At 61.8% G+C, this 17,646-nt stretch carries 18 protein-coding genes; 4 read left to right on the top strand and 14 right to left on the bottom strand.

What is annotated here, in order from left to right:
• Positions 1-45: 45 nt before the first annotated feature.
• From AB4Z15_RS09750 to AB4Z15_RS09730, 5 genes are all read right to left on the bottom strand, one after another.
• On the bottom strand, positions 46-3,054 hold the full coding sequence (locus tag AB4Z15_RS09750; RefSeq protein ID WP_442017101.1) for an AAA family ATPase: 3,009 nt from the start codon (positions 3,052-3,054) through the stop codon (positions 46-48).
• Positions 3,051-4,226 (bottom strand): exonuclease SbcCD subunit D, encoded by a 1,176-nt coding sequence (locus AB4Z15_RS09745; RefSeq protein WP_442017100.1) that lies wholly within the window; start codon positions 4,224-4,226, stop codon positions 3,051-3,053. The genes AB4Z15_RS09750 and AB4Z15_RS09745 overlap by 4 nt, the downstream gene beginning before the upstream one ends.
• A gap of 71 nt (positions 4,227-4,297) precedes the next feature.
• Complete coding sequence (locus tag AB4Z15_RS09740) at positions 4,298-5,221, bottom strand: MIP/aquaporin family protein (protein ID WP_442017099.1); 924 nt, start codon at positions 5,219-5,221, stop codon at positions 4,298-4,300.
• A 99-nt stretch (positions 5,222-5,320) separates the two neighbouring features.
• Positions 5,321-5,695, bottom strand: a complete 375-nt coding sequence (locus AB4Z15_RS09735; protein WP_442003877.1) for a DUF202 domain-containing protein — start codon at positions 5,693-5,695, stop codon at positions 5,321-5,323.
• Positions 5,696-5,701: 6 nt separating this feature from the next.
• On the bottom strand, positions 5,702-6,058 hold the full coding sequence (locus AB4Z15_RS09730) for a YidH family protein (RefSeq protein WP_442003876.1): 357 nt from the start codon (positions 6,056-6,058) through the stop codon (positions 5,702-5,704).
• A 145-nt stretch (positions 6,059-6,203) separates the two neighbouring features.
• Here AB4Z15_RS09730 and AB4Z15_RS09725 point away from each other — a divergent pair, with 145 nt between their 5' ends.
• A complete protein-coding gene (locus AB4Z15_RS09725) occupies positions 6,204-7,274 on the top strand; it encodes an ADP-ribosylglycohydrolase family protein (RefSeq protein ID WP_442017098.1) in 1,071 nt (356 codons plus the stop codon).
• A gap of 21 nt (positions 7,275-7,295) precedes the next feature.
• Here AB4Z15_RS09725 and AB4Z15_RS09720 read toward each other — a convergent pair whose 3' ends face one another.
• Both AB4Z15_RS09720 and AB4Z15_RS09715 read right to left on the bottom strand, forming a co-directional pair.
• Positions 7,296-8,342 (bottom strand): exonuclease domain-containing protein, encoded by a 1,047-nt coding sequence (locus AB4Z15_RS09720; RefSeq protein ID WP_442017097.1) that lies wholly within the window; start codon positions 8,340-8,342, stop codon positions 7,296-7,298.
• Between the two features lie 82 nt (positions 8,343-8,424).
• Positions 8,425-8,604, bottom strand: a complete 180-nt coding sequence (locus AB4Z15_RS09715; protein WP_442017180.1) for a hypothetical protein — start codon at positions 8,602-8,604, stop codon at positions 8,425-8,427.
• Here AB4Z15_RS09715 and AB4Z15_RS09710 point away from each other — a divergent pair.
• Positions 8,549-9,313, top strand: a complete 765-nt coding sequence (locus AB4Z15_RS09710) for a DedA family protein (protein WP_442017096.1) — start codon at positions 8,549-8,551, stop codon at positions 9,311-9,313. The genes AB4Z15_RS09715 and AB4Z15_RS09710 overlap by 56 nt on opposite strands.
• A 71-nt stretch (positions 9,314-9,384) precedes the next feature.
• Here the strand turns inward: AB4Z15_RS09710 and rdgB are convergent, their stop codons facing one another.
• The 6 genes from rdgB to clpS all read right to left on the bottom strand — a co-directional run bounded on the left by rdgB (position 9,385) and on the right by clpS (position 13,855).
• Positions 9,385-10,107, bottom strand: coding sequence for an RdgB/HAM1 family non-canonical purine NTP pyrophosphatase (gene rdgB, locus AB4Z15_RS09705; RefSeq protein ID WP_442017095.1), 723 nt, complete (start codon positions 10,105-10,107; stop codon positions 9,385-9,387).
• A complete protein-coding gene (gene rph, locus AB4Z15_RS09700) occupies positions 10,104-10,862 on the bottom strand; it encodes a ribonuclease PH (RefSeq protein ID WP_442003872.1) in 759 nt (252 codons plus the stop codon). The genes rdgB and rph overlap by 4 nt, the downstream gene beginning before the upstream one ends.
• Positions 10,863-10,941: 79 nt before the next feature.
• Positions 10,942-11,739: an MBL fold metallo-hydrolase gene (locus AB4Z15_RS09695; RefSeq protein ID WP_442017094.1), complete on the bottom strand. Its 798-nt coding sequence runs from the start codon at positions 11,737-11,739 to the stop codon at positions 10,942-10,944.
• The gene (murI, locus tag AB4Z15_RS09690) at positions 11,736-12,869 is read right to left on the bottom strand and encodes a glutamate racemase (protein ID WP_442017093.1); all 1,134 of its coding nucleotides are present in this window, start codon (positions 12,867-12,869) and stop codon (positions 11,736-11,738) included. Before murI ends, AB4Z15_RS09695 begins: the two co-directional genes overlap by 4 nt.
• Positions 12,870-12,933: 64 nt before the next feature.
• Positions 12,934-13,500 (bottom strand): DUF2017 domain-containing protein, encoded by a 567-nt coding sequence (locus AB4Z15_RS09685; RefSeq protein WP_442003869.1) that lies wholly within the window; start codon positions 13,498-13,500, stop codon positions 12,934-12,936.
• Entirely contained in the window at positions 13,493-13,855 is a 363-nt protein-coding gene (clpS, locus tag AB4Z15_RS09680) for an ATP-dependent Clp protease adapter ClpS (protein WP_442003868.1), read from the bottom strand. Before clpS ends, AB4Z15_RS09685 begins: the two co-directional genes overlap by 8 nt.
• 37 nt (positions 13,856-13,892) lie before the next feature.
• Here clpS and AB4Z15_RS09675 point away from each other — a divergent pair, with 37 nt between their 5' ends.
• Both AB4Z15_RS09675 and AB4Z15_RS09670 read left to right on the top strand, forming a co-directional pair.
• A complete protein-coding gene (locus AB4Z15_RS09675; protein ID WP_442017092.1) occupies positions 13,893-15,221 on the top strand; it encodes a nicotinate phosphoribosyltransferase in 1,329 nt (442 codons plus the stop codon).
• A complete protein-coding gene (locus AB4Z15_RS09670) occupies positions 15,221-15,847 on the top strand; it encodes an isochorismatase family protein (RefSeq protein ID WP_442017091.1) in 627 nt (208 codons plus the stop codon). The genes AB4Z15_RS09675 and AB4Z15_RS09670 overlap by 1 nt, the downstream gene beginning before the upstream one ends.
• Positions 15,848-15,853: 6 nt before the next feature.
• Here AB4Z15_RS09670 and AB4Z15_RS09665 read toward each other — a convergent pair whose 3' ends face one another.
• On the bottom strand, positions 15,854-17,629 hold the full coding sequence (locus AB4Z15_RS09665; protein WP_442017090.1) for a DEAD/DEAH box helicase: 1,776 nt from the start codon (positions 17,627-17,629) through the stop codon (positions 15,854-15,856).
• Positions 17,630-17,646: the final 17 nt, after the last annotated feature.

Here is a 17,646-nt window from a genome sequence, read left to right as displayed (position 1 = left end):
ATGCGCGCGACCCGGTGTAACAGATCAAGTCTATCGGATGCGGTCTCAGGCAGGCATTGCTTCGGCAATAACCACCGTGGAACCATGGCGGCCTTTGACCACGTGCAACTGGCTGCTGATGCGCTGCTTCATTTCTGCCACGTGGCTGACCAGCCCGACAACCCTGCCGCCGTCGCGCAAACCCTCCAAGGCATCCATCACCTGTTCCAAGGCTTGCTCGTCCAGGCTTCCAAACCCTTCATCGACAAAGAGCGTTTCAATGTCCACTCCACCGGCCTCCTGCTGTACAACATCAGCCAGGCCAAGGGCCAATGACAAGGAGGCCATGAAGGACTCTCCGCCGGAGAGCGTGGACGTGTCACGGCGCTGGCCCGTCCATTCATCCACCACTTCCAGTCCGAGACCGGATTTCTGGTTGCGTGCAGCCCGGGCGTCAGTGTGTTGCAAGGTGTAGCGACCATCGCTCATGGCGACGAGCCTCTCCGAAGCTGCGATGGCCACTTGCTCCAGCCGAGCAGCCAGGACATAGCTGTTCAAGCTCATGCGGTAGTTGTTATCGCCTGCTCCACGAAGCGTGTCCGCCAGCCCACACAAAACGTTGGCATACTCGCGCGGTTCCCTTCCTGCCTCGGCAAGGTTTTGATACTCAGCGCGGATCTTCTGCAGAGACCGGACAGCTTTGCTCGCGAGCCCCGCGGAAAGCGCCAATGCCTTGGCTGCTTCCATGGCGTGGGCAGCCTCAGTCTTGGCGACCCTGATTTCGTCCTCCGGAAGGGGAAGTTCGCCGATGCTGACTTCCTTCGCTGCCATGACGAGTTCCTCGCCGGCAAACAGTTCATCCAGTCGGGCAGCTTCGGCCTCGAAATCCGCGAGGGCTTTCTCCAATACCACAACATCCGCGGGCGACATGAGCTGGCGACGCACATCCTCGACTGATGAAAAACCGGACCCGGGCAGTGCCCTTTCCAGCGCAGCGAGCGCCTCCAGGCGCGCAGCCCCGGCACGTTCGAGTTCGTTCGCGGCATCCACAGCAGCCTGAAGCAGCAAACGCTGGGACGTGAGAGCTTCTGCCCGCTCACGAAGGCTGGCGAAGCCCTGCCTCAGGCCGGCAAGCTCGTCTTCAAGCGAAAGGTACTGCTCCTGGAGTAACTCGACAGCAGAGCTCGCTTGCAAGGCGGCATTCGTTGACCCGGTATGATCCTCCTGCAGGAGGGTAATGCGTTTGTTGAGATCCTCATGCCGTTTGCGGAGCTTATCCAACGCGCCAGAGGCCTTTCGGGCTTCGATCGCCGCAGCTTCGGATGCGAGCAAGCGGGCGGCGCATTCTTCTGGATCTGCGGAGCCACCCTGGGCAGCCAGGCCTGCCAGCAACTGTGCGGCTCTAGATACCTCTTCCGCGATCCGTCCCAGCGCCTTCTCGCTGGCCTCAAATAGTTTGCTGGCTTCTTCCTCTTCCTGGGCGATGGAAAGTGCCGAACGAGCTGCGGCGGCGGGATTTGGGTGCTCGTTGCTGCCACAAACGGCGCAGGGCTGCCCAGGCACGAGGGCTGCCGCGAGCTCTCCGGCCGCATTGGCCAAGCGTGCCTCCCTCACATCAAGCCACGCTTGCCTGAGGTCCTGCATTTTGTTGCGAGCACGGGCGTGGCGCTCAGTGAGATCCTTCGACTCGGCGGCGGCAGCTTCATGACGGGACACAACCGACACTAGTTCAGCCGCAGCGGCTGCCTCCCGTTCCATGTCATCGACGCGGGCAGCTGAGGGTTCCAGGTCTTCCATCCCGGCCTTCACCGCTGATTCCTCGGCTCGAAGGCGTTGCAGGGATTCTGCTGCTGCTTCGGCGGCCGCCAGATGGCTGGAGTGCTCTTTTCGTTTGGCTGCAAGTCGGGTGGCCACGTCCTCCATGCGCCGCTCATCTGGAAGGCGGGCTTCCAGGACGGCAAGGGTGGTCTTTACTGTCTCCAGCGCAGCAACAGGATGTGCCGCGTCCAGGCCCTGGGATTCAAGCTGCTCCCGGGATCTGTCTCTATCCGCCAAGGCAGACCGGTACTTACGCTCCGTGGCGTCCAAGGCGTCCAGTTGTCCCCCAAGGACGGCCGCACGGCGATGTCCTCCGAGCTTTTCCTTGTTTTCCAGTGCCCGCGCAGCAGCTAGTTCATGCAGGACCCGCCGCTGCATGCCAGCAGCAAGCCTGGCATGCCGTTGGGCCTTCTCCTGGTCCTCCTGAAGTTGTTCCGCAAGCCGTATGGCTCGGGCATCAGCTGCGGTAGCCTCGTCTTTACGTCGCCCACCTTCTTCCAGCAACTCCATCTCCAAGGCCGCGAGCCATGCCTCAGGCGCCTCGACAGCTGTCTCTACATTTGCCAGCGCATCGGAAAGGCCAAGCTGCTCCCGTTCCGCGGCTGCCCTGCCAAGCAGCATCTTCAGTTCAGCAGCATTGTCCTGCACAGCGCGCGAAGCTTCGGCCGCCTGCCGCGCAATTTGCTTCTCCACGGACTCGAATCGCTGCGTCCCAAAGAGTTTTTGGAGGAGCTCGAGCCGATCATTGGCTTTGGAGCACAGAAACGCGGCAAAGTCACCTTGGGGAAGCATCACAACGCGCGTGAACTGGTCCCGGTCCATACCCAAAAGCTCGGAGAGCTCGGCGCCGACTTCGTCATTGCGTGAAGATTTTTCCTCCCAGACCCCCGAAACCCACTCGCGGAGCAGTGTCTTGGCTTGTTGGGTAGTGAAGCCGTTCCGACCGCGGGCGCTGGGGCGTTCCCATGCAGGGGAACGGCTGACTTCAAAGCGCCTGCCCCGGGCCGAAAATTCGCACACCACACGCGGTTCGGCACCTGGCACCGCATGATCGCTGCGGAGGCGCTTACCTTCCTGGCGTGCACCCGGAACGGAGCCATAGAGGGCGAAACAGATGGCGTCGAGGATGCTGGTCTTGCCAGCCCCGGTGGCGCCGTTGAGCAGAAACAACCCCTGTGCACTGAGTTGATCAAAATCAATGTGCTGCGCAGTGGCAAAAGGCCCGAAAGCCTCAATTTCGAGTCGATGGATCCTCACAGTTCAGCCTCCTCCAGGCGCACGGCCTCGAGGGCGGCGCGCAGGGCAGCCTCTTCCGCAGCTCCGGGACTGCGATCCCGAACGTGTTCCAGGAATCCGCAGCAGACCTCGAGATCGTCCTGGGCGGCAGCGAGCCTGCTGCTGTAACTGACCTTGTCTTTGGTCCCAGCACCCTCGGGGTCGAAGGACAGGACCAAGGTGTCAGGAAAGCGGGTTCGGAGTTGCTCCATAGCCTGGGCGGGCCGCTCGGCATCCGTGAGGGTGATTTGGCAATAGGCAGCTTCAGCCCAGGCGTGCTCGCCCGATTCAACAAGATCCTTCAGCTTGCCTCTCAACACGGCCAGGCTCCTGGCAGCTTCCCAAAGAACTTCCTGGACACCGATGCTTCCATCGGCATCGACATCAACCAACCAACCGCCCTTGCAATGTTTGGCTTCGGAGAACGAATAAGCCAGTGGGGAGCCGGAGTAGCGGACATTCGGGGCAAGTTCCTGCCGGCCGTGCAAGTGACCAAGTGCCGTGTATACAAAATCCTCGAAGAGATCCAGGGGCACTGCGCCCAACCCTCCGATGCTCAAGTCCCGTTCACTGTCAGAAGTGATACCTCCACTGGCAAAAGTGTGTGCAAGGACCACCGGATGCACTGCGCCTGATGCACGGCGGCCCTGGAGGTCGCGTCGAATCCGATCGGTCGCTTCACGGGTGACCTCGTAATGACTCGCGGTCTCCACTTCCAGCCGCTCCGCGACAAGCCGCGGTTCCAAGTAGGGAATCCCATAGATCGCAAGTGTGGCGCTGCCCTCCCCATCTTTTCCGAAGGGAACGAGCACGGGAACGTCCAGGTCCTCCACCCTTGTCCTGAGGTGAACGCCGCCACGTTCGAGCAAGCGGGACGCGAATCCCAGCCGAATGGCGGAATCGTGGTTGCCGCTGGTGAGCACTACGGTGGCCCCGGCTTGGGTAATACGGACCAAGGCGTCGTCGAGAAGTTTGACGACATCGAGTCCAGGCAGGGCGCGATCATAGACGTCACCCGCGATGAGGACTACGTCTACAGACTTCGCTTCTACGAAGGACACGAGCTGGTCCACGAAACCGCGCTGGGCTTCAAGCATGCCAACGCCGTGGAATGACCGGCCGAGATGCCAATCGGAGGTATGGAGTAACCGCATATTTTCAAGCTAACTGGGGGCACCGACAAAAAAGCGCAGACAGGCCGTCCGGCGTCGATCCTGTCCGGCTGCTAGCCCTTCTTTCCGTCAAAGAAGTCGCGTGCGTCATCTGCGGCAGCTTCTTTCCGAACGGTGCCGGTCTCCACTTCCTCTGCCTCTGCCTCTGCCTCTGCCTGGAAATCATCAGTGTCATCCACCTCGAGGTGCTGGTCCCGGCGGCTTGGGACCGGCTCCAACGTCACATCATCTCCAATGCTGGTGTCAGCGGAGGCGTAGCCAAATCCACGGAAGGCCAGTCCGGCCAGTGCGGCCCCCATGAGTGGAGCAACCCAGAAGAGCCACAATCCGCCCAAGGCCCAGGAAGGGCTGAAGAAAGCCAGCGCAGTTGCGCGTGCGGGATTAAACGGAAGGTTGCCAAGGACCTGGCCAAACTGCAGCAACACGGCGACGCAAAGGCCTACAGCAAAGGGAGCCACGGCAGGAAAGGCACGGCGTCCGGCAGTCGCTCCAAGGAATACCGCAACCAGCAAGGCGGAGCCAACAACCTCAACGATCAAGACCCCTGCCATCTGGGTTTGGGCAGCAGCATGCTCGCCATAACCCGCTGCCACAGAGCCGAAGGCGGCCCGCGCATCCGTCAAGACCGGAACCGTGAGAACCACTACGTAGGCCAGAGCTGCGCCGATCACGCTGCCGATGATTTGAGCCGCAAGGTAGGCAACAGCCGCCACCGCGCGGATACGGCCGGCAATCAAGTTGCCCAGCGTGATTATTGGATTGAAGTGACCGCCGGAAACATGACCGAACGCAAGCATGGCAACTGTCACTGTCAGGCCGGTCGCAAGGGCTGCGGGTAGGGGCGCTGAGGAAGGGTTCGAGAAGATCGACACACCCACGGCCACGAGCACTACAAACATCGAACCGACGGCTTCAGCCGACAGCCGCGCGAACAGCCCCGGTTCGTGGTCGGTCGTGGTTTGCACAGGAGAGGTCATGTCGAATGGTTCCTTACGATTGGTTTTGGGACGGCCCTTGAGCATCCTGCCAGTTGAGTCTGAACAGTTGCTGAGTCCCTGCTAACTCCCGATCCGAGCTTAGCCGCCCAAGGCGATGGCGGCGATCGCCGTTCCGCCCAGCCCTATCACGGCAAGGGTGCTGACAAAGATGAGTCGTGCCGAAGCTGCTTCGTTTCCAGCATGAAGCTGCCGTGAGCGGACCCACACGACACAAGCCAGGACAATGGTGGCGGCAGCAGCCATGAGGGCGCAGATTCCTTGATAATCCAGCCCCGGAAGGCCCGCAATCACACGGCCGGTGGAGGGCTCGGAGGTAAGCCAACTGCGCCAGATGAACAGGTCCACCACCACGAGCGAAATGAGGGTGCGCCGCCAAGCCAATGTGGTCCGTTCAGGCTGAAGGCCAGGATCACGGACGTCCATGGTCAACTCGCCCGCCTGCTCATCGCGCAAGCCTGGTCATCGCGCCACCAAAATCAACACGGCGAAAGCGCATGCCGCCACGGCCACCACGATCGTCATGAGCAGCATGACCCAGGAGAACGGCAAGGCTTCGTCGTTGCGCATGGCAGCTTCCATCTGCCCCCACCTGCGGTAGGACAGCGCAGCCAGGCCTGCTCCGATAAGGGACAGGAGGACACAGAGGACGATCCTTACAGGCTGCGGGGCAATGTTCGGCGCCAACTGATCAATGGCAATAGACCCTGCCAGCAATGCCAAAGAAGTACGGATCCAGGCAAGGAAGGTGCGTTCGTTCGCCAAGGAGAACCTGTAGTCAGGTGTCTTGCCTGTTCGTCGCCAAGCCGGTTCACGCACGTCGTCTCTCCAAGTTTTCCTAGTGCTGGGCAGCCTCCCCACCATATCAGCGGCCGTTCACATCGGTTGCGTTCGCCATCCGGTGCCTACGCACATCAGTTACGGACCCCAACAGTTACATAGCAGGGCGCGGTAAGTTGATTGCATGAGTTTTGAAGCGTCCTCCCCCGCCGCCCCGTCGTTTGAATCCCGAGTCCACGGGACGCTGCTGGGAGGGGCGTTGGGTGACTCCCTTGGCTACGCAGTGGAGTTCGACCGGCTTGATGCAATTCGTGCCCGTTACGGTTCCGCCGGGCTCACGTCCTTTGACCAGCTCGACGCCGTCGGCCAGTTTTCGGACGACACGCAAATGACGCTGTACACAGTGGATGGGCTGGTGGACGCCCTCGAATGGGCCAATGACGGTGTCGCGGCCGACGAGATCGCCTGCCTTTGGCTGGCCTACCTTCGCTGGCTCGCAACCCAGGACGTCGCCGTTTCCCCTTCCGCTCCCGTTCCACAACCGCGGTGGATTGATGGCCAGGAAGTCCTGCGCCATCGTCGGGCCCCGGGAAACACGTGCCTCAGCGGATTGGCCTCAGGAGACATGGGCACAGTAGCCAGGCCAGTCAATCCCGATTCCAAGGGTTGCGGCACTGTCATGCGTTCAGCACCCTTTGGACTCGTGCCCCATATCTCCCGTGAAGCCGTCTACAAACTCAGTTCAGATGCTGCATCGTTGACGCATGGACACCCATCAGCGCGGTTGAGCGCTGCTGCCTTCAGCTTATTGATCCACAATATTGTGGCTGGCAGCGACATCCACACGGCAGCTACGGCCGCCCTGGATTACGTGAGCGGCGTGCCCACCAAAGCCCCCGAACTCCCTGAGCGTTTGGAAACGGCATTGAGGTTGTCATTGGAGCCCACTCCCCTCAGTCCTGAAAAGCTGGTAACCACTCTGGGTGAGGGCTGGGTGGCGGAGGAGGCACTCGCCGTCGGGCTTTATGCCGTCCTGTCCACGCAAGGGAGTGAGCCGACGGAGCATTTCCGCAAGGCTGTCGCGGTGGCCATCAACCACAGTGGGGACAGCGATTCCACTGGTTCCATCGCGGGAAACATCCTGGGCGCCTACTACGGCGAAGCATGCCTTCCTGGCCAATGGCTCGGGGCGCTGGAAGGCACGGAGGTCATTCGTGGCATGGCGGACCGGCTACTCGCTGTCACTACAGGCTGATCTGCCGCCCACTCAGGCGCGCTAGTTCCCGCCCACCATTTGCAGGAATTCCCCTTCCGAGACAACCTCGATCTGCTGACCTTTCGCGTGGAGTTCCAAAACCCGCTTCGCCTTTCCTGTAAGCCGTCCAGCGCGCAGGTCTCCGGCCACGAACCCGTCGCCCACCACAAGGACAGTAGTGCGTGCGGTCACCCTGCTTTCAGGCCTTGCACCCATCTCTGCGGCACGTGACTTAGCCTCGGGACGGGTCATGATGAGGTCGCCCGTGAAGACCACCGTCTGGCCGAACAATGGATGCCCCGGTTCGGCTGTGGGATTCGGCAGAGGATTAGGGCCTTCCTCGGGCCACGCCGAGAACGGACGACCCGAACCGTTCAGGGCGCCTTCCAGGTTTTGCTCCGCAGGGCTAGTTGCCTTCTTACCCGCGAGTCCCGTGCCTGCGAGAGCCTTGCCTGCGAGAGCGGCAAGGGTGGGCTTGGAGAGGCCATTCATGGGATCGAAGGCAGGTTGCCTGGGCAACGTGAGACCCAGCGAAAGATAGAGTTCGGCGATGCTGTTGGCGTTGTTCCGACGGGCGATGTCCACCAGGATTCCTGCACAGGCGCGTGCGTCCTCGGCGGCATCGTGGTGGTTGACCAGGGGTACTCCAGCTTCCTCCGCTGCATACGGCAGGGAGTTGGATACCAAGGAGTAGCAGCGGCGGGACAGCATCACGGTGCAGACGTATGCGTAAGCTGGGCCCGCAAGCCCGGAAACCTCCAAGCCGGATCGGATAACGCCGAGATCAAAGGCTGCGTTGTGTGCCACAAGAACATCGTTGCCGATGAAGGCGCCAATTTCAGGGAAGAGGTCCCCGAACCTGGGACGGCCGGCAACATCTTCGGCACGGATGCCGTGGATGCGGGTGTTGTGAAACTCGAAGTGGTCATGGTTCTCCGGCGGCCGCATGAGCCAGGAGGCTTCTTCCACCACCACGCCGCCACGGACTTTGCTGAGGCCAACCGAACACGGCGACCCCCTGAAGCCGTTGGCTGTTTCAAAGTCGATCGCCGTAAAGTCCAATGCCACTGGACAAGGTTACAGGCGCAAAGGGTGCGCTCTTGCCGATTTCCGCGGCGGGGCGGCGTTTCCGGGCCCCTTGTGGCGAGCATTACGTCGTGGTGTTTCGCACTCGCCCATCTGCTTGCGCACGGGGAATGCCGCTGGTATCAGCGGACACAGGAGACTGCCCGACGACGGCCGTCCAGTAGGCTTGATAGGTGATCTTTACTGCGATGAGCGATTTAGCCGTATCCACTTTCGGAGGCGCAGGACCGGTGCGTCCACCCATGGCCTCGTTCCTGCCCGACTGGCTGAACCCCCAGGTCTTCCTGGCTGATCCAGCCTTGGCGCCGTGGGTCGTGCTGCTGGTTTGCGGCATTGTCTTTGCCGAAACCGGCCTGCTGGTGGGCTTCTTCCTGCCCGGCGATTCCATGCTGTTTACCGCTGGCCTTCTTGTAGCTACAGACACCATCAAGTTCAACATCTGGGCTTTGGCGGCCCTCATCATCGTTTCTGCGATCATTGGCAACCAAACCGGCTACCTCATTGGCTCAAAGGCCGGCCCTGCGATCTTCAACCGCCCGGACTCCAGGCTGTTCAAGAAAGAAAATGTCGAAAGCGCCCACGCCTTCTTTGAAAAGCACGGCGGCAAGGCCCTGATCCTTGCCCGCTTTGTCCCCATCATCCGTACCTTCGTTCCGGTGATTGTCGGCGTGGCCCAGATGGACAAACGCAAGTTCTTCCTCTTCAACGTCATCGGCGCCACATTCTGGGGCGGCGGCGTCACCTTGCTTGGATACCTTCTGGGTGACCGCGTTCCGTGGGTCAGCAGCAACCTGGACATCATCTTCATCGTCATTGTCCTGATCTCGGTCATTCCCATCATCATCGAGGTAACCCGCGGCATCGTGGCCAAGCGTAAGGCTGCCAAGGAAGGCAGCAACCCCGTGGAGGAATTCATCGAGGAGCACGAAGGCGGAAAGCACCGCGAGAAGTAAGCCTCCCGCACTTGATGCCATACAGGAGAAGGCACCCCGCGCAAGGCGGGGTGCCTTTCTTCGTTGTACTTCTAACTGGAATGAACACCCGAGAGTGCAGCAACGATCGCGGGGAGCAAAGCCCGGAATGCCTGGCCTCGATGGCTGATGGCGTTCTTTTCCTCGGATGTCAGCTCGGCGCAGCTGCGGTCCATTCCCACCGGCTGGAGCACGGGGTCATACCCGAACCCACGCTCGCCCCGTGGCTCGCGCAACAGCGTACCTTCGAGCTGCCCGTACTCAACCGTTTCGTGGGTGATGCCATCTGCTCCGGGCACTGCCAAGGCGGCCGCGCAGACAAAAGCTGCCCCGCGGAAGGCGTCAGGCACATCGGAGAGCTGGGCGAGCAGCAATCGCAGGTTCGCTGCGTCGTCCCCGTGCTTTCCGGACCACCTGGCGGAGAAGATGCCGGGAGCACCGCCCAGGACATCAACGGCCAGGCCCGAGTCGTCGGCGATGGCCACCAAACCCGTTGCCTCAGCCACGGCACGCGCCTTCAGGAGTGAGTTCTCAGCAAAGGTGACCCCGGTTTCCGCAACGTCCGGCGCACCAACGGCAGCTGCATCCACCACCTGGGTATCGACGTCGAGCCTTGGAACCTGACCGCGCAGCAGCTCGCGGAGTTCCTTCAGCTTTCCCTGGTTGTGGGTTGCGAGGACAAGCCGCGGAGCACTGGCTGAATCTGCGTTGGCTGGATCTGCACCGGCTGGATCTGCACTGGATGCACCGGCAACCGCGGCGCCGTCGCTGCTCACGGAGCTTCCGCCAGCGTCTCACGCTGGATAGCCGCCAGCTGGCCCGTGCCGATCAGGGCGAGGTCCAGCAAGGCGTTGAGTTCATCGCGGTCGAACGGGGCGCCTTCCGCCGTGCCCTGGACCTCCACAAACTTGCCGGATCCGGTGACCACCACGTTCATGTCGGTTTCAGCGCGTACGTCCTCGACGTACGGAAGGTCAAGCATGGGCACGCCATCGATGATGCCCACCGAAACGGCAGCAATCGTGTCCACCAGCGGCTGGGCATTACGGGCGATCAGCTTGTTTTCGCGGGCAAAGCGGATCGCCTCGGCAAGCGCCACATAGGCACCTGTGATGGCGGCGGTGCGGGTGCCGCCGTCGGCCTGCAGGACATCGCAGTCAAGGACGATCGTGTTTTCACCCAGCGCTTTGGTATCAATGATCGAGCGCAGCGAACGTCCGATAAGGCGGGAGATCTCGTGCGTGCGTCCGCCGATCTTGCCCTTCACGGACTCACGGTCGGATCGGGTGTTCGTAGCCCGGGGAAGCATCGCGTATTCGGCAGTAACCCAGCCACGACCCTCGCCTTTGAGCCAGCGGGGAACGCCTTCGGTCAGGGAAGCCGTGCACAATACCCGGGTGTTGCCGAACTCGATGAGCGCCGAGCCCTCAGCCTGCTTGGACCAGCCGCGGGTGATGCTGATGGGACGCAGTTGATCGGGAGTCCGGCCGTCGGCACGGATAACGGGTGTGGCTGTAGCTTCAGAAGTCATGCTTCAAGCTTAGCGAGGATGGGACAACGCCCGACGCCGTACAGTGGGTCAGGCGAGCGCGTCACCATCTCGATGCCACCTAGATTGTGTAGTGGACCCCGGCAACTGCAACAGCAACGTCCCCGGAAAACACCGGTTTGGCCTCGGACATTACCTTGGTCTGCGAAGTCCACACCGGAATATGAGTCAGAAGCAGGCGCTTGGCTCCGGCGTTCATGGCGGCTTCCCCAGCGCGCTTGCCCGTCAGGTGCACGTTCTTGATGGCGTCGTCGCGGCCTTCCTCGAACGCGGCCTCGCACAGGAACAAGTCAGCGCCACTGGCTGCTTCCTCCAGTCCCTGGCACGAGTCGGTGTCCCCCGAATATGTCAGTACCCGAGTTATGGGCGTTCCATCCTTGCCTGGTTCCGTTGCCGTGACTCGCAATGCGTAGGCTTCTTCCACGGGATGGTTGACGCCGTAGGGCGTCACCGTGAAGGGGCCAACGGTGACAGGCTTCTGTTCGGCCCAATGAGTAAAGTCGAACTCCTCATGCATGCCCGGATCCAGGTCCAGCCCATAGGCTGTTGCCATCCTGTCCGCGGTTGCTGCCGGCCCCCACACGGGAATCCGGTCCCGGCCCCAACCGCCGGGCTTCCACCGGACTGCTACGTGGAGGCCGCACAGGTCCATGCAATGGTCCGGGTGCAGGTGCGTGAGGAATATGGCGTCGATGTCCTCAAGATCCGTGTAACGCTGGATGGCACCCAACGCCCCGCTCCCGAGATCCATCACGATCTTCCATTCCCGCTCACCGTCGTGCGCAGTCACCAGATAGCACGACGCCGGCGAGCCGGGACCGGGAAAAGAACCAGTACAGCCCACGATGGTCAGTTTCACAGGCCACGTCCTGGGACAGCACTGGAAGCGGGGCTGGGTCCGTTGTCCGGTTGTACGAAGTAGGAGCGGCGGGACAGTCCAGCCCCTCCCCGTGCTGCTTCCAACATTTCCGGGGTGATGCGCGCCAGGCTGCCGGTGGGATATTGGGCAGCCACGTGGTCAACGTGTTTGACGGACAGGACCTCGGGGCCCAGGAAGCGGCGGGCGAGTGTTTCAAATTGAACGGCATCGCCCGTTGCGATGAACTCATGGCTGGGGGCACTTGTGTCGGTTCGCTGGATACCGTGAGTGGCCAAGGCACGGTAGACGTCCTTGGCAGTTTCCTCCGCGCTGGATACCAGGGTCACGTCCTCCCCCATGACGAACGAGATCACTCCGGTCAACAGAGGGTAGTGCGTGCACCCGAGCACCACGGTGTCCACACCAGCGTGTTTCAGTGGCTCCAGATACTCATTGGCGGCTGCCAGGAGATCCGGGCCTGTGGTGATGCCGGCTTCAACGAAGTTCACGAAGGCGGGGCAAGCCACGGAGGTGATGGCAAGATCCGGGGCTGCCGCGAACGTGTCCTCATAGGCACGCGAACCTACTGTGGCTGATGTCCCAATAACGCCGATCCTGCCGGAACGGGTGGCCGCGACAGCCCTGCGCACAGCGGGTTGAATGACCTCAATAACAGGGATCCCGTAACGCGCCGTATAGCGTTCACGCGCATCCCGGAGAACTGCGGCCGAAGCAGAGTTACAGGCAATGGTCAGAAGCTTCACGCCGGAATCCACCAACTCGTCCATCACGCCCAGGGCGTTGGCCCTGACTTCGGCGATGGGCAACGGCCCATAGGGTCCATTGGCCGTATCCCCCACGTACAGGATCGATTCGTTGGGGAGCTGATCGATGATGGAGCGAGCTACCGTCAACCCACCAACGCCGGAATCAAAGACACCAATCGGGCGGGATCCCATAAGCTCATTGGAGACCCCCAAGTCACCGGGCGAGGCCACAACCGGGGCCCCTGTAGCGCTTGGTGATCCGGCGCCTGTTGAACTGTCGCCCTTTGAACTGCCGCCCGTTGAACTGCCAGATGCTGAAGTCATGATTATTCGAGAATAAGGCTTCCCCTGTGTTGCGGCCATTACCTGTGGCCTCCGCCTCGTGTCTGATGTGTCACACAGGCGGGCCCGGCGATGGCCTCCGCGATCAGGATTTTGCCTGCCTGGCCGCCATCATCGATTGCACCAGCGACTCCTGAAGCCAGGTGGTGAAGTTGTAGACCAATGCCAGGTAACTCTCCACGTCCTCCGCCTGGCTCCAGTCCTGCATGCTGTGGATGTGCTCGGCGTCCGCCTCGTCACGGATGTCCAGGCGTTCAGCCAAAACCAGGCGAACATCATTCAGGGCCATGGACCAGCGCGTTGCGTCCTCCGGGGTCAGCACAAGATCGTCCTTGTCCAGGCCCATCGCCGTAGCCTTCAAGGCGCCAATCTTGTTTTCCCGCACCGAGCGTTCGGTCAATTGCCGGAACTCCAGCGAGCCGCCGTCGTCGTCCTTCATGACGTTTGGCAGAAGCCGCAGCAAGGCGCGATCGCTCGGTTGCTTCACGTCCATGTCCAAGCCGATCAAGGCGGCCAGCGGGTCCTCGTTCTCCCTGGCGTCGGACTCCAGCATCGAGATGACGTCGTCCAGCAGCCCCCGTAAAAGATCCCGTTCGGCAGGCTCCAGGTAGCCGGTGATTCCCTTGAGCCCGTATTTGAATGCCTTAGCCACGCTGGCGGCCGCCCTTCCCGGGTGCTTCGTTTCCGCTTGCGGCCTTCTCCACAGTGGCCCACAGGCCAAAGCCGTGCATGGCTACTGCGTGCTGCTCAACCTGTTCCTTGCTGCCGTGCGCCACGATGGATCGGCCCTTCTTGTGGACCTCCATCATGAGCTTGTGTGCCTTGGACTCGGAGTAGCCGAAGTAACTCTGGAACACATAGCTGACGTAACTCATGAGGTTGACGGGATCATTCCAGATCACCAAATTCCAGGGGATGTCCGGGGCAGTCAGGACATCGGTGGACGTCTGCTCTACAGCTTTCGTCCGCTCATCGATGTCCGTGCCAAATGCAACGCTAGGGGTCATCTGTCCATTCTATGGCGGCTCGCACTAGAGTGAATTCGTGAGTAGAGCCGCGTCCTGGGACCATCCCGCCACTTCCTTGTACACCGACCACTACGAGTTGACGATGCTCCAGGCCGCCCTGCACTCCGGGGCTGCGCATCGCCGCTCAGTGTTTGAAGCCTTCGCCCGGCGTCTGCCTGACGGCCGCCGGTATGGCGTGGTGGGCGGAACCGGACGCCTCCTGGAAGGAATCGCCGACTTCAGCTTCGGCGAAGCCGAGCTCGCATTCCTTGAGCGGAACAAGGTGGTCAACCAGGAGACACTGGACTACCTGGCCAACTACAAATTCAATGGAGACATTTGGGGTTACGCGGAAGGCGACGCCTACTTCCCCAACTCCCCCATCCTCATCGTCGAATCGACGTTTGCCGAAGCCTGCATTCTGGAGACCTACATCCTCTCCGTCCTGAACCACGACAGCGCCATCGCTTCTGCCGCGTCAAGGATGACGTCGGCGGCCGGTAACCGGCCATGCATCGAAATGGGTTCCCGGCGCACCCAGGAAGAATCCGCGACGGCGGCTGCCCGCGCCGCAGTAATCGCCGGCTTCGCCAGCACCTCCAACCTTGAGGCCGGGCGGCGCTACGGCATCAAGACCGTTGGTACTGCCGCGCACTCCTTCACCCTCCTGCATGACACCGAACGCGAGGCCTTCGAAGCCCAGATCGCGGCATTCGGCCCGGGAACCTCGCTGCTGGTGGACACGTACGACGTCGAAACAGCGGTGCGCACCGCCGTCGAACTCGCAGGGGACAAACTTGGCGCCGTCCGCCTGGACTCGGGCGACCTGATTGCCCAGGCGCAATGGGTCCGCCAACTGTTGGACGACCTTGGAAACGTGAACACCCGGATCGTGGTGACCTCCGACCTCGATGAATTCGCCATCGCCGCCCTCCAGTCCGCCCCAGTGGACTCCTACGGGGTTGGCACGTCCTTGGTGACGGGCTCCGGCGCTCCGACCGCCAGCATGGTGTACAAGCTGGTGAGCAGGACAAACGACGCCGGCGAGTTCATCTCCGTTGCTAAAGCGGCCAAGAACAAGGCCAGCGTCGGGGGACGCAAGTACGCCCTGCGCAAGCTCAACGAACATGGAAGGGCTACGCAGGAGATCGTTGGAATAGGTCGCCGGCCGGAGGACGACGGAAACGACCGTTCGTTGTTGCACCAATTCATCAAGAATGGTGAACTCCTGCCCGGCTGGACGGGCCCCGAAGGCGTGGTCCGCGCCAAAGAACGGCATGCCGCCACCATGGCCGAACTGCCTGCCGTAGTGAACCGCCTGCAGCGCGGCGAAGCCGCCATCCCCACCATCTACGAGGAGAACTGATGTCCAGGGCCCTGATTATCGTCGATGTCCAGAACGACTTCTGCGAAGGCGGCAGCCTCGCAGTCGAAGGAGGCGCTGCAGTTGCCGGCGCCATCACCGAGTACGTGGATGCAAACCAACAGCATTTCGACCACATCGTGGCCACCCAGGATTGGCACATCGAACCGGGAAGCCATTTCTCCGATGAGCCGGACATGGTGGATTCCTGGCCGCCGCATTGCCGGGCCCGGACCAAAGGAGCTGAACTCCACGAGGACCTGGACCCGGAATACATCCAGGCTTACTTCCGTAAAGGACAGTACACAGCGGCTTACTCCGGCTTTGAGGGCGTCCTTGCCCCGGAGGATGATGTTCCTTCCGGGGACCTCAAGGCCGGCACCGCCCAGGCCGAGGTCCTGGATGAAGATGCAATCGGGCTCGATGACTGGTTGCAAAGCCATGACGTCGAGGAAGTGGTGGTCGTGGGCATCGCGACGGACTACTGCGTCAAGGCAACGGCCCTGGATGCTGTCCAAGCCGGGTACACCACTACGGTCATCGCGGATCTCACAGCCGGAATCGCCGAGGACCTCACTGAAACCTTCGACGAAATGGAGGCCGCCGGCGTCGAGGTTGAACGCAACTAAGCCCGGCTACTTTCGGCCGATGAACCAATCCTGCAACTTACGCAAGCGCGCCTGAAGTTGTTCCTCGTTCGCCTGGGCTACAGCAGGTCCACCGCATAGTTCGCGCAGCTTGGTGTGCACCACTCCATGCGGTGTGCCTGTCCGGGCGGACCAGGCTGCTACGTTCTTGGCCAGTTCGTTGCGTAAGTCCATGAGCATGCGGTGGTCGGGTACGGCCGGTGCAGCTGCGGCAGCCAAAGGCGACTGACGTTTTTTGCGCGATTGCTGTTCGTGCTGCCGCTGACGCAGCAACGTCCCTACTTGCTCGGCGTCGAGAAGCCCGGGAATGCCCAGGAAGTCCAACTCGTCATCAGAGCCGATGTCCGCTCCCGTACCGAATTCACCGCCGTCGAAAAGGACGCGGTCAAAGGAAGCCTGCGAGTCCAGAGCCTCGAACTTGCCCTTGGTCAGTTCGTCCGAAGCCTTGTCCTCGCGGTTGGCCTCGGCCATGAGGTTCTCTTCCGGGCTGAAAAGTCCGTCCTCATCCTTTTCCGGGCGGTCAAGGGCGTGGTCGCGCTCGGCCTCCATCGTGTTGGCCAGCACCATGAGGGGTGGTACTGACGGCAGGAAGACCGACGCCGTCTCACCCCTTTTGCGGGCACGCACAAAGCGGCCTACGGCCTGGGCAAAAAACAGCGGCGTAGAGGTGGACGTGGCGTAGACGCCCACCGAGAGGCGCGGAACGTCCACGCCTTCGGACACCATGCGGACAGCGACCATCCACCGCTTGTCTCCCGCGGAGAACTCCTCGATCTTGCTGGAAGCCTTCGAGTCGTCCGAAAGAATCACTGTGGGCGACTGCCCGGTGATCTTCTTAAGCTGCCCCGCATAGGCGCGGGCGTCGTCGTGATCCGTGGCGATAACCAGCCCACCGGCGTCCGGGACGGTCCGGCGAACCTCGCCAAGGCGTTTATCCGCGGCGGCAAGGACAGCCGGGATCCATTCACCCGTCGGGTTCAACGCAGTACGCCACGCTTGCGAGGTAATGTCCTTGGTGACAGCCGCTTCCCCGAGGGAGGCGGCCATTTCGTCACCTGCACTGGTCCTCCAGCGCATCTGGCCTGAGTAAGCCATGAAAAGCACGGGACGCACCACGTGGTCCCGGAGGGCATTGCCGTAGCCATACGTGTAATCGGCTTTGGAGCGCCGAATACCGTCGCGGTCCTCGGCGTATTCCACGAACGGGATGGGTGAGGTATCGGAACGGAACGGCGTACCGGTCAGGGAAAGGCGCCTTGCCGCTGGATCAAAGGCCTCGCGCAAGCCGTCACCCCAGGACAGGGCCTCTCCACCGTGGTGGATTTCGTCCAGGATGACCAGTGTCCGGGCGGCTTCTGTTTTGGCACGGTGCAGCATCGGCTTGCTCGCCACCTGGGCATATGTCACAGCGACACCAACGAACCCACGGCCATGCTGGCCGTCGGAATTCTTGAAGTTGGGGTCGATGGCAATGCCCACCCGGGCAGCGGCGTCAGCCCACTGCCGTTTCAGATGGTCCGTAGGGGCAACGATGGTGATCCTGTTAACAACGCCGCTATCCAGCAGCGTGGTGGCAATCCGCAAGGCAAAGGTGGTTTTACCAGCGCCAGGTGTAGCCACTGCAAGGAAATCCTTTGGATGTCTGGCCATATAGAGGTCCAGGGCTTCCTGCTGCCAGGCGCGCAGCTTGGGTGCTGTACCCCAGGCGGCGCGTTCCGGGTATGCCGGAGGCAGGGATGGACCACCAAATAATGTTTCTGTCATGCGGACTCCCCCGGCCT

The sequence above is a fragment of the Paenarthrobacter sp. 2TAF44 genome (assembly GCF_052114885.1).
Lineage (GTDB): Bacteria > Actinomycetota > Actinomycetes > Actinomycetales > Micrococcaceae > Arthrobacter.
This window is presented reverse-complemented; position numbering and strand designations above follow the sequence as displayed.

Bases quoted from the DNA above. Each gene is read 5' to 3' on its own strand.
- AB4Z15_RS09745 (WP_442017100.1), bottom strand. From the start codon at position 4,226: ATGCGGTTACTCCATACCTCCGATTGGCATCTCGGCCGGTCATTCCAC.
- AB4Z15_RS09740 (WP_442017099.1), bottom strand. From the start codon at position 5,221: ATGACCTCTCCTGTGCAAACCACGACCGACCACGAACCGGGGCTGTTC.
- AB4Z15_RS09725 (WP_442017098.1), top strand. From the start codon at position 6,204: ATGAGTTTTGAAGCGTCCTCCCCCGCCGCCCCGTCGTTTGAATCCCGA.
- AB4Z15_RS09710 (WP_442017096.1), top strand. From the start codon at position 8,549: ATGAGCGATTTAGCCGTATCCACTTTCGGAGGCGCAGGACCGGTGCGT.
- AB4Z15_RS09715 (WP_442017180.1), bottom strand. From the start codon at position 8,604: ATGGGTGGACGCACCGGTCCTGCGCCTCCGAAAGTGGATACGGCTAAA.
- rph (WP_442003872.1), bottom strand. From the start codon at position 10,862: ATGACTTCTGAAGCTACAGCCACACCCGTTATCCGTGCCGACGGCCGG.
- murI (WP_442017093.1), bottom strand. From the start codon at position 12,869: ATGGCCGCAACACAGGGGAAGCCTTATTCTCGAATAATCATGACTTCA.
- clpS (WP_442003868.1), bottom strand. From the start codon at position 13,855: ATGACCCCTAGCGTTGCATTTGGCACGGACATCGATGAGCGGACGAAA.
- AB4Z15_RS09670 (WP_442017091.1), top strand. From the start codon at position 15,221: ATGTCCAGGGCCCTGATTATCGTCGATGTCCAGAACGACTTCTGCGAA.
- AB4Z15_RS09665 (WP_442017090.1), bottom strand. From the start codon at position 17,629: ATGACAGAAACATTATTTGGTGGTCCATCCCTGCCTCCGGCATACCCG.